Source organism: Chitinophaga sp. YR627, from assembly GCF_900114995.1.
Lineage (GTDB): Bacteria > Bacteroidota > Bacteroidia > Chitinophagales > Chitinophagaceae > Chitinophaga.
In genome coordinates this window covers 469,500-483,795 of record NZ_FOUX01000002.1, presented here as the reverse complement: position 1 = coordinate 483,795, position 14,296 = coordinate 469,500, and the positions used below count along the sequence as shown (strand labels likewise).

Sequence of the window (14,296 nt, the reverse complement as noted above, 5' to 3'; positions counted from 1 at the left end):
TGGTCGGCGCCTGCCTTTTCTTTATCTTTGCGGCTTTCTTAACTTCTTGTGCATCACAGAATAAGTTAGGTTGTCCGATGAAAATTGGTAAAGTGACGCACGGGGCAAACGTGAAGGATTGTTAATGAACTGGATACCACTTACGACAGAAACGCAGTTATCAGAAATAAAGGAATCATCAGTAACCAAACCGGTAGTTATCTTCAAACATAGCACGCGTTGTTCAATCAGTGCAGTAGCTAAGTCCAGACTGGAAAGAGCTGCCGCGCCGGAAACGATCTCCTTTTACTACCTGGATCTGATCAAATTCAGAGACATTTCAAACAGGATCGCAGCGGATTTTAATGTTGAACATGAATCACCGCAGATTTTGCTGATCCGCAACGGGGAATGCGTGTATGATGAAAGCCACAGCGGCATCTCTATGGATGAAATTGTGACTCATTCAAATTAAGGAAGCATTTTCACTATTTATTCCAAAGAATTTAGTACCGGCCGATGGCCGGTATTTTTTTTGCCCTAGCTTTGTATCCTATTAAGCTGAGAGAATGAAACATCGTATAGTTGTAGCGGTTACGGGAGCCAGCGGATCCATTTACGCCCGGCAATTACTGAATAAATTGCAGGCGGCTTCCGCACAGACCGACCAGATAGCACTGGTGATGACCAATAATGCCCGTACCGTCTGGGAGACAGAGCTGGGAACAGACGATTACAGGCAACTTCCTTTTAAAACATACACACAGCAGGACTTCCACGCGCCTTTTGCCTCTGGTTCCGGCAGATTTGATACCATGATCATCTGTCCCTGTTCCATGGGTACCCTGGGCCGTATCGCCACAGGGATCTCCAATGACCTGATCACCCGTGCAGCGGATGTAGTGCTCAAGGAAAGAAGAAAGCTGATCTGCGTTGTCAGAGAAACACCTTATAATCTGATGCATATTAAGAATATGCTGGCGGTAACAGAAGCTGGTGGTATTATCTGTCCGGCTACGCCTTCATTTTACAGCGTGCCTAAGACAATAGAGGAAGTGGCAGCAACTGTCGTAGACCGGGTGCTCGACCTGGCGGGAATAGAGCAACAGACGTTCCGCTGGGGAGGAGAGTAGGTGTAAAAAATTAGGAATTAAGAATTAAGAATTGAATACAGCGGAGATAGGAGCGAATGGAGCAGTCAACCGGAATTTGAATGCGATGAAGATCGGAGTGACGGATGGCTGTGGATGGGTTGTGACATCAGCAAGCGTTAATAACAGCATTTTATTAATACGAATCATCAATATATGCAGATAGCGATTATCAACGGACCTAATTTAAATCTCCTGGGAAAGCGGGAGCCAGGTATCTATGGAAATGAGTCTTTCGAGTCTTATTTTGAAAAGCTGAAAGCACAGTATCCCGACGTGCAGCTCACTTATTTCCAGAGCAATATTGAAGGTGAAATGATCAATCATCTGCACGAAACAGGTTTCTCCTATGATGGTATCCTGCTCAACGCAGGTGGTTATACACATACCTCTGTGGCCCTGCGGGATGCGATTTCCGCTGTTAAGACGCCGGTACTGGAGATTCACATCAGTAATATTCACGCAAGGGAAGAATTCCGCCATAAGAGCATGATCGCGCCTGTTTGTGTAGGTAGCATCTGCGGACTGGGAATGAAAGGCTATGCACTGGGCATTGCTTATTTCCTTTGATCTTATAATTACAAATATGCTTAAATAGAAAGGGGGAGTATGCCTGTCGTGGCGTACTCCCCCTTTTTTATCTGTCCTTCAGTATGCCTTAAATCCTGTTGATTTACAGGTATTTGAAGTTTGTTTTTGGTGTGATATTCAACAGTGTCTGGTAGATCAGCTGGATGGTGTTTTCGATATCATCTCTCTTGATCATTTCCACGGTCGTATGCATATAACGTAATGGAATACTGATCAGGGCAGATGGTGTACCATCATTGGAATAAGCAAAAGCATCCGTATCTGTACCAGTGCTGCGGCTTACTGCATGACGCTGGAACGGAATATCGTTCTTTTTAGCAGTGTCGATGATCAGATCACGGAGGATGTTGTGTACCGCAGGACCATAGGTAATGCTTGGACCACCGCCACAACGGATTTCACCTTCAATGTTCTTGTTGATCATCGGTGTTGTACTGTCGTGTGTAACGTCTGTAATGATCGCTACATCAGGTTTGATCTTTTTAGCGATCATCTCGGCGCCACGTAATCCTACTTCTTCCTGTACTGCGTTGACAATGTACAGTCCGAATGGCAGCTTCTGCTTTTTCTCTTTCAGCATACGCGCTACTTCTGCGATCATAAAACCACCGATACGGTTGTCCAGTGCACGGCAGATGAAGTAATCGTAGTTCAGTTCCTCGAAACCATCTTCAAAGGTCACCACACAACCTACATGTATACCCAGGTCCTCTACCTCTTTACGGTTGCGTGCGCCGCAATCCAGGAAGATGTTTTCTACTTTGGGTTGTGGGTCTTTACCCTCTGTGCTACGCAGGCGGGTATGAATAGCCGGCCAGCCAAACACAGCTTTTACGATGCCTTTTTCTGTATGGATGTGTACGCGTTTGGAAGGCGCGATCTGCTGATCGGAGCCTCCATTGCGGATAACGTATATTAAACCTTCAGGAGAAATGTAATTGACAAACCAGGAGATCTCATCAGCATGTGCCTCTATCACCACTTTAAACGGGGCTTTGGGATTGATAATGCCGACTGCCGACCCATAAGCATCCACATATTGCTCGTCAATATATGGCTTCAGGTATTCCAGCCACAATTTCTGTCCTTCTTTCTCAAACCCGGTAGGGGATGGATTATTGAGGTAATTCCTCAGGAACGTAAGCGCCTCTTTGCTGAGTATGGATTTTTGCTTTTTAGACATTGCTGTTACATGTTAATTGCTGCAAAAGTAAGTGTTTGGCAGCTTACAGCAATCCGGGTACCGGCTATATGTTGGCAATGATAAAGTGAATCAGGGAAGACAACATGACCATGCCGTCCACCACGAAATAATAATAATGATCAGAGCGGTTTTTCAGGGTGTATCGTGTAATCAGCGTTGTTATCGCTACCGGCGCCAGCAGCACGGCAGTCAAAAGCCAGTTGTCTATTGGGTACAGCGCCAGGGCAAACAAGGCAGATAAGGTCAATGACGTGAAATATAATCTTCTCAGGTTGCGGGGAGTCAGCCAGGTAATGAGTGAACGGATACCTTCCCTTTTATCAGATTCCAGGTCTCTGTAATCAAATAACATGCACAGCGCATATACCAGGAAGAAACGGTGTAAGGCAAATAACAGCAGGTCATGTGAATAAGGTATCTTCTCAATCAGCACCGGCATTACGGTGGTTACATAGATCCATACGGTGGTCAGGAAGATGGTTTTCCCTATCGCGATCCTGCGCAGCCACACAAAAGCTTTCTGTGGCAGTTTAGGGGCTGAATAAAGGAAGGTCAGTACGGCCGCGCCACTAAGTGCCAGCCAGTGTTCTTTCAGCAACCAGAAGCCGTACATTGCGCCAATAGCGCCGGCCGCACATAGGCCCAGCTGTAAACTTTTATGTCTTGCACCCCACAGGATGCGTTCAGAGGTGGAGTAATCGGCAGGCGTAAGGTACCAGTGAAAATTATAGCTGCACATAGTAGCGCAGAATACAAAGAAGTAATAGGCGCGGTTGATGTCCTGTACATGCAAAAGAGCATTGGTCTGCCATATCATGACGATGGCAATACAGGCGACGTAGATGGAAGAGAAAAGAATAAAATTGAACAGGCCGCGCATGGTTCAATTAAGAATTAAAAAATTAAGAATTGTGAATTGGCTGCGAAGATCGGTGTAGAATTCTTAATTTTTTAATTCTTAATTCGTAATTTTTATAAAGGGATGTTCCCGTGTTTCTTCCTCGGCATGCTCACCACCTTATTCTCCAGCATAGCGTAGCCTTTGATGAGCTTAATACGCGTCTGATCGGGTACGATCACTTCATCGATATATCCTTTTTCTGCCGCCAGGTAAGGGTTGGCAAAGCGTTCCGTATACTCGGCCACCAGTTCATTCATGCGGGCTTCCGGATCGGGAGCTGCGTCGATCTCTTTCTTGTAGATGATCTCTACGGCGCCTTTGGGTCCCATTACGGCAATTTCTGCCTGCGGGAAGGCGAAGTTGAGATCGGCGCCGATATGTTTGGAGTTCATTACACAATACGCACCGCCATAAGCTTTACGGGTGGTAACGGTGATCTTGGGTACGGTGGCCTCGCTTAACGCAAAAAGCAGTTTGGCTCCGTTGGTGATAATACCATTCCATTCCTGGTCGGTGCCGGGCAGGAAGCCAGGTACGTCTACCAGTACCAGCAATGGAATATTAAAGGCATCGCAGAAGCGGGTAAAACGGGCGCCTTTTACAGAGGCATGGATATCCAGTACGCCGGCGAGATGTGCCGGCTGATTGGCTACGATACCGATACTTCTGCCGGCGATGCGGGCAAAACCTACGATAATATTTTCAGCAAAGTCTTTATGTACTTCCAGGAAGCTATTTGTATCCGTCAGTTCACTGATGACTTCTTTCATGTCATACGGCTGATTGGAACTGGGGGGAATGACGGTGTTAAGGGTTGACCTTATTTCATCACCCGCATCGTATGGGTAGACAGGGGCGTCTTCCTCACAGTTCTGCGGCATATAACTAAGCAGTTGCCGGATATTACGGATACATTCTACTTCATTGCCACAGGCAAAGTGGGTGACACCGCTTTTTGATGCATGGGTATGTGCGCCGCCCAGTTCTTCCGCCGTTACCTCTTCATGTGTAACTGTCTTAACAACGTTAGGGCCGGTTACGAACATATAGGAGGTTTCTTCCACCATCAGGATAAAATCCGTGATGGCAGGAGAATATACGGCGCCGCCAGCACAGGGCCCCATAATGGCGGAGATCTGTGGAATTACGCCGGAGGCCCGGGTATTGCGGTAAAAGATATCTGCATAACCACCCAGGCTGACCACGCCTTCCTGTATACGTGCCCCGCCACTGTCATTGAGACCGATCAGGGGAGCTCCGTTCTGCATGGCAAGGTCCATGATCTTACAGATCTTACGGGCATGCGGTTCGGAAAGACTGCCGCCGTATACGGTAAAGTCCTGTGAAAAGACATATACCAGGCGTCCGTTGACTGTACCGTAGCCGGTTACGACACCATCGCCGGGAAATTGTTCCTGGTCAGTGGTCATCCCACGGTTACGGTTATGCACAAACATGTCGAATTCTTCGAAGGAGCCTTCGTCGAGCAGTAGCTGTAAGCGTTCCCTTGCAGTAAGTTTTCCTTTTTTATGTTGAGAGGAGATACGTGCCTCACCGCCGCCAAGCATGGCTGTCGCGATCTTGTTCTGGAGTTCGTGGAATTTGTCCATAAATCAAATATAAAGACAAATAAGAATTAACAATCAGGAATTATGCCTTTTAAAGGATGGAATGCCTGATTACTAATTCTTATTTGCTGATTGATTTATTGGTAGAGGACTTCTAACTTCGGCGTCACAATAGTATCACTGATATTACCTGCATTATCGGTAATGAAAACGAGATAATGTAAACTGTCTTTCAGGATCGGTTGATCACCGGTCTGTGGAAAGTCTGTTGGTTGCAGATGTAATATAACTTCCGCAGTCAGGTTGGTCCCTTTGTGTGCATCCACGCCGGGCATCGGGCGGGATTCAAAAGCGGTATCAAGTGGTTTGGTATCGTAGATAGCGGCGAAATTGAAGGAATTTTCAATATCCCCGTCACCATCCTTTACCTGGAAGTTAACATCCATCCCTATTGAAGCAATCACAGGGGAGGAGGAATACGAGAGGAAAGTGAGCATAGGCTTGGTGCCGATGGAATCCTTTCCGCAAGCGCCACAGATAGCTGCCACTGCAAACAGGGATAAAACGAGTATTTTCTTCATATAACAAACGTACATTATTTTTTTAAGTCTAGCTAATGCCTACAGATGAGCGGCACCACTGAGTTATAACGTAAAATGTCGTTTGATTGTTACGTATACCCTAAATTTGTATGTTCAAAGCAAGCGACATGAGTGGCATTAATACGGCAGCACTATTTACATTACAGGAGCAGGATACGGAAGCAGCGGCCCTGGAGCTTTTCCGGTACCAGTACAGGGAGAATGATATTTACCGGGCTTATACTGACGCCCTGCACCGGAAGCCTTCCGACATACGCTCATTGCTGCAGATCCCTTTTTTACCTATACAATTCTTTAAGACACATACAGTTACCTGTGGCTCCTTTACGCCAGAACTGGTGTTTGAAAGCAGTGGTACCACCCAGACGATCAACAGCCGGCACCTGGTAAAGGAAGCTGCTGTCTATGAACAGAGTTTTCTGGCTGGTTTTGAACTGTTTTATGGTCCTGTTTCCGATTTTGTGGTACTGGGACTGCTGCCATCCTATCTGGAGAGACAGCATTCTTCCCTGGTATACATGGTCCAGGATATGGTAAAACGGAGCGGACATGCCGAAAGTGGTTTTTACCTGTATGAGCATGATAAGCTGGCGGCACATTTACAGGAACTGGAGGCGCGTCAGCAAAAGACGCTGCTGATAGGAGTGACCTTTGGGTTACTGGACTTCGCAGAACGCTATCAGCTGCACCTGGAAAATACGATCGTTATGGAAACCGGTGGTATGAAAGGCCGCAGGGAGGAGTGGACCCGCCAGCAGGTGCACGGTTATCTGAAAGAAAGACTGGGCTGTAAACAGATCCATGCAGAATATGGCATGACGGAGCTATTATCACAGGCTTATTCCTATGGCGATGGCTTATTTACTACTCCGCCATGGATGAAGATATTGGTCAGGGATGAAAATGATCCTTTTCAGTTGTCAACCGCCAACGCTTCCGGCGTTATCAATGTGGTAGATCTCGCGAATGTATATTCCTGCGCATTCATTGCTACAGACGATATCGGCAAACTACGTGCAGACGGAAGTTTTGAAGTACTCGGCCGTCTGGATAATTCTGCTTTGAGAGGTTGTAGTCTGATGGTGAGTTAAACCGCTGACAAACGCGCTTTTTCCAGTAATGCTTCCAGTTTTTCCGGTTGTGTTTGTATGGACATCAGTTCCTGTATATAAGGGAAACTGCGGTGGTCCATGCCGAATTTTGCCATGAGATAGGTATTCAGGGCATCGGTATGTTGCGGCTGTTCCAGGAAACTGCGTAAGAAGTAAAGAAAGTGTTGTCTTTCTTTTTCGATGATAAGCGCCAGGGCGATCTTTTCCTTTAATGTATTTTCCGGTGTTGCACGGAATAACTGTAAGACCTGTGTGAACTGTGCATCTGTCAGTTCTTCATAATGAGCAGGCAGGAAATCAAAACAGAAATACTCCACAGCAAAATCATCCATAATACCAGCGCTGAGCTGATCTTCCTCTATAGTGTACCAGGTAGCCCAGTCCAGTAACTCCTGTATACTGATCTGCTTACTGAGCAGTGCTTCCAGGTGATGGATCAGTCCTTTACGGGTAGGTACGGTGCCGGAAGTATGTTGAATGCTGTCTACGATATCTGCATAAAAGGCATCATTCATCTGGTGCGCCGCAGCGGTGAGGAACTGGCTGACCTCTTTATGAGCAGTAACAGGAAGCAGATCTGCTGTTTCAGCAAGGATCTCGGGTTTTGTTTTATGGCCCTGCAAATACGATTTGATCAGGGATATAAAGTAGGTGGAGGTGATATAAGGCAGCTTATCCTTCATACTTACAGGTTTAGTCTCAGATGCTCATTGATTATGCTAAATGCTGCATCGGGAATAGTTATCAGGCATAGGTCGCAGTTCGGTTCTGCAACTGTAAGGTACCACTAAAATCCCGGAAAAAACAGTGGAATCCCGGAAAATGATCAATCCGCCGGAAAATTTTAAGAGATTTTTCACATATACAAATCATTGAGTACTATAGACGTGCCTGCTTTTACTGGCATGGTTTTGGAACTTTTGTTATCCTGAGTAGACTTATATTTTAAACCATAAAAAATCAAGGTTATGGCAATAAGAGACAGGTCGATCGGTAGTACCGGTCTGGAACAGGGAGGTCCGAATCTGGGTAATGACTATAGTCGTGATATCACCCGTGAAAAGACAGCAGACGATACATTGAAGGTGATCATCCCCAAAGACAAGAAAGAATCGTCTGAGAAAAATAAAGACAAACGCGACCCTGAAAGGCGCGACAAAGCACACAGATGACAATGGGTTAAACTACCCTTGCTTGTCCAGAAAAAGAGTAGTTTAAACATAGTTTTTGAGATCATCTGTACTCATAAAAGGCATAGGTTTTCCTATGCCTTTATTTTTTGCTGTAGAGTACGCTACTACATTGAGTATTAATTGGATAAGCGAGTTAAATTTTAAGAAAAACATTATATTATAGTAAAACATATTGTATCTTTATTGAACTGGGAATGTAAACTCAAAGCAAAGCCATTAATTTAATTAGCGGAGGATTCTCCATATCCTCTTCACCATACCTGTGAATTAAATCAGACGAACCAGCTGGGCTGCTTTTCCATATCCATTGGAATTGCTAATCACAAGAACAAGACGATGTTTTATTGATTGTGTTCTAACTAATATTCCTATGATTGTAACTAACCAGGCCGGCCACACCCGGCTAGTGGGAAAACCATGTTGTTATCTCACATACCTTTCTATGAAGGTATGTGTACTATGTCTGATACTGTTGTTGAGCTGTCTGTTGAATGTAGCATCTGCGCAGCATCTGACTTTGCGAAATTCCTCTCTGGAAGGAAAACCCGGTGTTAAAACAGCGCCCACAGGTTGGCTGGTTGCTGCCAATACACCAGATGTATTACCTGGTGCGATGGGTATATTAAAACCTGCGAATGAAGGGAATACCTTTGTTGGACTGCAGGGCGGACCGGTATACAAAGAAGGGATAGAGCAGGCGCTGGCAGAACCGCTGGTGGCGGACAGGAGCTACAGTATGTCCTTTGATCTTGCGTTCAATGAAATGTATGGTCATAAACATTGCTATGGAAATCTGGCCATTTTCGGTGGAAGCGCACCCGGCGATACAGCAGAATTACTATGGACTTCCGGCAGTTTTACCGATACTGCCTGGCGCAGATGGAATGCGATATTCACACCTAAGCAGACACATACTTACATTGCGTTGTATGCTTATCCGGCGGAAACATGTCCTAACAGTAGCTTTGGCGTACTGGTGTTTGTTGACAATCTTTCAACTATCAGACAAATACTGCGTACCGAATTAACTGCTACCACTTCCTGTAAGAATGAAGGAACAGGTAGCGTGCAGGTAAAAGTGAAAGGAGGAGCGGAGCCTTATAGGTATCTCTGGACACCCGGCAATTATACTACGCCACAGGTTTCTGATCTGTTGCCGGGCGTATATTCAGTAACAGTTACTGCTGCCAATGGAGTGACGGCAAAAGGCGCTGTAGAAGTAAGCGCTTCTGATCTGCAGACGGAGAAAGCCGTGACGATATCTGATTGTGCAGGAGAAAATAAAAACGCCATTACATTGGATATAAGCGGCGGACTCCCGCCATATCATCTGTCAGTAAATGGTGAAGCAACACATGCGCGTACATTTAATCAGCTGCAGCCTGGTAATTATGTGTTTGTATTAAAAGATCAGCAGGTGTGCAGAGATACCTTTAATATTTTTATTCAGGAACCTGCGCCACTGGTGATCCGTAATATTGCTACAGAACCTTGTAGCTGCAGTGAGGTGAATGACGGTATCATTCGCTGGGAAGTAGATGGCGGTACGCGTCCGTACAAATATCGGATCAATGGTGAGACGTGGCAGCCGGATAGTTTGCATCGTAATCTCAGGGCTGGTGATTACCGTTATGAGGTAGAAGATGCAAATGGTTGCGGGGACGCAGGAAATACTGAGATCAAGTCTCCTAATCAAAATTGTTTTGTGATGATGCCGTCAGCGTTTAGTCCTAACAGTGATGGTTCAAATGATGTGTTTCGTCCGAGGATCTATGATGCGGTGACCAATTACCGGCTGAGTATTTTTAATCGCTGGGGGAGTCTGGTATTTCAGACAAACGATCCTAAAGTAGGCTGGGATGGTTACTCCCGTGGTATACCACAGACGCCGCAGGCATTTGTGTATGTCTGTACATTCACTACCAGTAAAAATGAACCCAAAGAATACAGGGGCGCTGTGATGCTTGTGAAATAAGCTGCGTATTGGCCCCTTTAAGCTTGTTTTTTGCCGTTTTGATGCAGAGGAGATGTATTTACCTGCGGTACATGACCGGGCGCCTGATAGTCTTTCTATACTTTGATAGTACTCATCTTACATTCATCCTTCATTCAAAAACGAAGGTGAAGCGGAAGATGAGTGCTGTTAAATTTTGATTTACAGCTATTTATATGAATATTAGGTGTCTTTTGTCCTGAATGCCCCCTATTGAGGCAAAAATTGGGGTTGACACGACGCATATACGGCGTATATACGACGCATCTATGCCGGAGCTATACTTCATCTCTGAAGAGGGTTTATGGGCAGTTTCATGTTAACAGGGTATTAACGATTGATAATCAGATATTTCGTTATTTCGGCCTGTCGGAAAGACAAATGGTATTACAAACCCTGTAGCTATGGTAAATTATCCTCATGTACCAGACAGCAGGCCATGTGTAAGCATCCACTTAGTAAACCAGCATTATTAACTCCAAAAACTAACCATCATGGCAGAACACCGTGTATTTTTTGAATTACCCACAACAGAATTAGGCAAAGCCGATGCGACCTTCCAGGTGAAGAGAGACGGAAAAATACTGGGCACTATCCATATTTCTCATGGCGCCCTGGAGTATCAGCCTAATGGCTTCATGAAAAAGAACAGCATTAAAATTGACTGGACAAAGTTTGATAAACTGATGAGGGAAAGTGATCAGTAAAAGCAGTTTGTTTTTATACAATGGCAATAACACAGGTGAGCACCTCACCTGTGTACCATGTTTTTATTTACGCTGTTATTATTTTTTTGCTGCAATCATGGAATTTCCCAGCAGACGTTTTATCTCTTCGTGGAGATGTGCAAATACAAAAGGCTTTGTGAGATAACCTGCTGCTCCTTTCTGCATGACGAGTTCAATTTCATGATCTTCATTTTTTGCGCTGGCAATTAATACGGGAATTTTCGACAATTGCGGATCTGCGCGAAAACTATCGAGTAATGCATATCCATTCAGAACGGGCATTGTAATGTCGCTGATGACGAGATCAGGCAGATATCTGGTGGCGATGGATAATCCTTCCTGACCGTTACTGGCAGTATACACGGTGTAGTTGTGTAGTTCAAGCAGGCTTTTCAGTGTATCTAAAAGTCCGGCTTTGTCTTCAATTAAAAGAATTCTGGCGTTCATGTGTATATTTTACTGACAGGTATCAGGGTACCTGAAAGTAACTGTAAAAACCGTGCCTTTGTCCGGCTGGCTGTTGACGGTGATATCTCCTTCGTTAGCGGTGATAAATGATTTGACGATACTGAGACCGAGGCCTGTACCTGAAATGCCTTCGGCATTGCTGGCTCTGAAATAAGGCTGAAACAATTGCGGAAGATCTTTTTCCGGAATGCCGATGCCATCATCTGTAATTGTGATCACAACTTTTTTTTCCTGGTAGTCCAGATGAAGTACCGGATCACTTTTTCTGGAATACTTAAATGCATTGCTGATAAGATTAGAGAGCACGCGTGAGAGTTGTGCAGCACTTGCACATATTTCTTTTGGCGTACCTGTGACATGGATGATCAATGATCTGCCATCGTCTGGAAAGGCCTGGTACTGCTCTTTTAAGGGAGATAGCAGTAAGCCGATGTCCATCATCTCTCTGTTGCTTTGAATGTTGCCATTAAGAATATTATTTATCGTCAGCATTTCGTCCACCATGCTGTTTAAAGCAAAAATTTCAGATGAAATCCGTGATAAATTTTGCTGATAAAAGGCATTCATGAGATGATCGGCCTGTAATTTGCTAGTAAGCAGGTCGACTATTGAATTTATTGTAGTGAGTGGCGTTTTGAATTCATGTGCAGTGATCGCGATAACATTACTTGCGTTGCTAAGTAATGTATCGCTTCCGGAAGAATTAGTGGAGTCCATTGTTCTATAGTTTACAATCGCCGATGGTTAAAATTTATAAGATATGAGCTCAACAATATGTAGACAATCTCCACAAGTGTTGAATACACAGATTTGAAGCAATTGAAAGGCAAAATACTTAATAAAGGAATAATTAACCAGTGAGTATTTAATTTAAAAACGTATTTTTACTAAACCAGTGACACATGACGTGAATTTTGAGAAAAGTTAACCAAAAGATTATATTGTAAAAAAATACAATAGATTAGAAACTAGGCCATTAGATATTGAGTCAAACCGACCTTAATCTTTATTGTTCTCGCAATCAATGAGTTACAAATTTGCCTTATAAATTCTCGTTTTTGGAATTATTTTTGTGACACCAAGCCATACATATATGCCATATTTTTTTATTGAATCGATTATAAACCTTGTCAACTTATTACCCCTATGATCAATATTGGAATTATAGAAGACAATTATTTCCAGTTGAACAATTACAAAGAGTTTTTAGAAGATTTTCAGGAGTGTAAGGTTGTTTTTGCTTGTAAGTCAATGGAGGAGTTCAGAGCACTTCCATTCAAGGAAACAGAGGTGAACGTAATATTACTGGATATTTCGCTGCCAGGGGAATCAGGTATACAAGGGATGCAGGAACTGAAACGTATCTACCCTGATGCCAAGCTGATAGTATTATCAGGGCACGATGGAAAGCATTACGTTATTGAATCGATCCGTCAGGGTGCGAGTGGTTATATTATTAAGACCAGCCGTTTGATGGAGATCTATCATTCAATCATGGATGCAGTCAGTGAAGGTGGAACGCTGTCGCCAAAAGCAGCACACTTACTGATCAATTATATCGCCAAGGATCCATTGGAAGATATAAAGCATAAGCTCACCAAAAGAGAATACGAGTTGCTCGCGCTGCTCAAGGAAGGCTACTCGTATAAGGAGATGGCAGAGAAACTTTTTGTAACTGTGTTCACGGTAAATCAGCACCTGAAGAAGATTTATCAAAAACTTAATGTTGCCACCAAATCAGAATTAATTTCGAAGATCTGGTCAAATAGTTTGTATTCTTTCTTTTTAATTACGAATTCTTGGATTTTTTTTCAAATGCTTTCATTTGAAAATATGATGCAGTTCATTTAAAAAACGCTACTGCTTTTAGTAAGCACGTTTGTGTTATAAGTGCGTTTTTTACTCTCTTTAGTAGTAGTGATGACAAACGCTATAAACTAATATTGTACTACGGAAAGCGCGGAAGAAAAACCTTTAAATATTCAAAACGGTAAGATGATTCTAAAGAAGGATTATTTACGTTATATCTTTATTATTCCGGTCCTTATCTGCTGTTTCTTTTTTACATCTTGTGTCAGTACGAGTAAGTCGTTGTATTTCAAAGACCTGCCAGATACTGTTATTGCCCCTGTAAAAGGAAATTTTGAGCCGGTAATACATAAAAATGACGTATTACAGATTGTTGTTAGCAGTATGAACCCCGAGGACGCTGTTGTATTTAACACCCCAAGTGTTACAGCTGCCGGAACTCCAGGAGGTGGTAGCCAGGCAACGGGTTACCTGGTAAGTGCACAGGGATATATTGAATATCCCATACTTGGTAAAGTCAAAGCAGAAGGACTCACCAAAGAACAACTTACAAAGCAGTTGCAGGATGATTTAAATGAACGGAAGCTGCTCAAAGATCCGGTTGTTACAATTCGCTTTCTCAATTACAGGGTGACTGTTATAGGCGAAGTTGCTCACCCCACAGTAGTTAATGTCAACAGTGAGAAAATAACAATTCTTGAAGCGCTTGGATTGGCAGGAGATATCACCGTCTACGGTAAGAAAGAAAATGTAATGCTTATCAGAGAGGTTAATGGCGAAAAGACGATCAGAAGACTCAATCTTAATAGTACCGACGTGCTGTCATCTCCTTACTATTATCTACAATCCAACGACGTAGTATATGTCGAGCCTAACAAATCGAAAGTCGCCGTCGCAACTGGCAGCAGGACTACGATTCCAATCATCATCAGCACACTGTCTCTGATAGTGCTTTCAATTGATAGACTGGCACGCTGATTAAGCTGATGTCACACCA

At 43.9% G+C, this 14,296-nt stretch carries 16 protein-coding genes; 9 read left to right on the top strand and 7 right to left on the bottom strand.

All coding sequences use genetic code 11. From position 1 onward, the window contains the following. Positions 1-124 precede the first annotated feature (124 nt). From ytxJ to aroQ, 3 genes are all read left to right on the top strand, one after another. Complete coding sequence (ytxJ, locus tag BMZ72_RS10670) at positions 125-454, top strand: bacillithiol system redox-active protein YtxJ (protein ID WP_089808060.1); 330 nt, start codon at positions 125-127, stop codon at positions 452-454. Between the two features lie 94 nt (positions 455-548). Continuing rightward, the gene (locus BMZ72_RS10665) at positions 549-1,112 is read left to right on the top strand and encodes a UbiX family flavin prenyltransferase (protein ID WP_089808058.1); all 564 of its coding nucleotides are present in this window, start codon (positions 549-551) and stop codon (positions 1,110-1,112) included. A 174-nt stretch (positions 1,113-1,286) separates the two neighbouring features. After that, the gene (aroQ, locus tag BMZ72_RS10660; protein WP_089808056.1) at positions 1,287-1,700 is read left to right on the top strand and encodes a type II 3-dehydroquinate dehydratase; all 414 of its coding nucleotides are present in this window, start codon (positions 1,287-1,289) and stop codon (positions 1,698-1,700) included. Between the two features lie 103 nt (positions 1,701-1,803). Here the strand turns inward: aroQ and BMZ72_RS10655 are convergent, their stop codons facing one another. From BMZ72_RS10655 to BMZ72_RS10640, 4 genes are all read right to left on the bottom strand, one after another. Further along, positions 1,804-2,904 carry a M42 family metallopeptidase gene (locus BMZ72_RS10655; protein WP_089808054.1) on the bottom strand — a complete coding sequence of 367 codons (1,101 nt, stop codon included), beginning with the start codon at positions 2,902-2,904 and terminating at the stop codon, positions 1,804-1,806. A 64-nt stretch (positions 2,905-2,968) separates the two neighbouring features. Then, on the bottom strand, positions 2,969-3,805 hold the full coding sequence (locus BMZ72_RS10650) for a UbiA family prenyltransferase (protein ID WP_089808052.1): 837 nt from the start codon (positions 3,803-3,805) through the stop codon (positions 2,969-2,971). 92 nt (positions 3,806-3,897) lie between these two features. Beyond that, complete coding sequence (locus BMZ72_RS10645) at positions 3,898-5,436, bottom strand: acyl-CoA carboxylase subunit beta (protein WP_089808048.1); 1,539 nt, start codon at positions 5,434-5,436, stop codon at positions 3,898-3,900. 95 nt (positions 5,437-5,531) lie between these two features. After that, positions 5,532-5,975 (bottom strand): hypothetical protein, encoded by a 444-nt coding sequence (locus BMZ72_RS10640; protein ID WP_089808046.1) that lies wholly within the window; start codon positions 5,973-5,975, stop codon positions 5,532-5,534. A 110-nt stretch (positions 5,976-6,085) separates the two neighbouring features. Here BMZ72_RS10640 and BMZ72_RS10635 point away from each other — a divergent pair, with 110 nt between their 5' ends. Further along, positions 6,086-7,087, top strand: a complete 1,002-nt coding sequence (locus tag BMZ72_RS10635; protein ID WP_255373173.1) for an acyl transferase — start codon at positions 6,086-6,088, stop codon at positions 7,085-7,087. On the opposite strand, the gene BMZ72_RS10630 is transcribed toward BMZ72_RS10635, so the two are convergent. After that, positions 7,084-7,791, bottom strand: a complete 708-nt coding sequence (locus tag BMZ72_RS10630) for a hypothetical protein (protein WP_089808044.1) — start codon at positions 7,789-7,791, stop codon at positions 7,084-7,086. The two genes, BMZ72_RS10635 and BMZ72_RS10630, sit on opposite strands and share 4 nt — an antisense overlap. 285 nt (positions 7,792-8,076) lie before the next feature. Between BMZ72_RS10630 and BMZ72_RS10625 the strand changes: the two genes are divergently transcribed. The 3 genes from BMZ72_RS10625 (at position 8,077) to BMZ72_RS10615 (ending at position 11,001) form a co-directional block, all read left to right on the top strand. Next, on the top strand, positions 8,077-8,280 hold the full coding sequence (locus BMZ72_RS10625) for a hypothetical protein (protein WP_089808042.1): 204 nt from the start codon (positions 8,077-8,079) through the stop codon (positions 8,278-8,280). A gap of 463 nt (positions 8,281-8,743) precedes the next feature. Further along, positions 8,744-10,276 carry a T9SS type B sorting domain-containing protein gene (locus BMZ72_RS10620; RefSeq protein ID WP_177222751.1) on the top strand — a complete coding sequence of 511 codons (1,533 nt, stop codon included), beginning with the start codon at positions 8,744-8,746 and terminating at the stop codon, positions 10,274-10,276. A gap of 512 nt (positions 10,277-10,788) precedes the next feature. Beyond that, a complete protein-coding gene (locus tag BMZ72_RS10615) occupies positions 10,789-11,001 on the top strand; it encodes a hypothetical protein (protein WP_089808038.1) in 213 nt (70 codons plus the stop codon). 78 nt (positions 11,002-11,079) lie between these two features. Here BMZ72_RS10615 and BMZ72_RS10610 read toward each other — a convergent pair whose 3' ends face one another. After that, on the bottom strand, positions 11,080-11,469 hold the full coding sequence (locus BMZ72_RS10610; RefSeq protein ID WP_089808036.1) for a response regulator: 390 nt from the start codon (positions 11,467-11,469) through the stop codon (positions 11,080-11,082). 9 nt (positions 11,470-11,478) lie between these two features. Beyond that, positions 11,479-12,207: a sensor histidine kinase gene (locus tag BMZ72_RS10605; protein WP_089808034.1), complete on the bottom strand. Its 729-nt coding sequence runs from the start codon at positions 12,205-12,207 to the stop codon at positions 11,479-11,481. A gap of 429 nt (positions 12,208-12,636) precedes the next feature. Between BMZ72_RS10605 and BMZ72_RS10600 the strand changes: the two genes are divergently transcribed. Together BMZ72_RS10600 and BMZ72_RS10595 are read left to right on the top strand one after the other, a co-directional pair. Continuing rightward, a complete protein-coding gene (locus BMZ72_RS10600) occupies positions 12,637-13,341 on the top strand; it encodes a response regulator (RefSeq protein WP_089808032.1) in 705 nt (234 codons plus the stop codon). 144 nt (positions 13,342-13,485) lie between these two features. Beyond that, a complete protein-coding gene (locus tag BMZ72_RS10595; RefSeq protein WP_089808030.1) occupies positions 13,486-14,277 on the top strand; it encodes a polysaccharide biosynthesis/export family protein in 792 nt (263 codons plus the stop codon). Positions 14,278-14,296 lie beyond the last annotated feature (19 nt).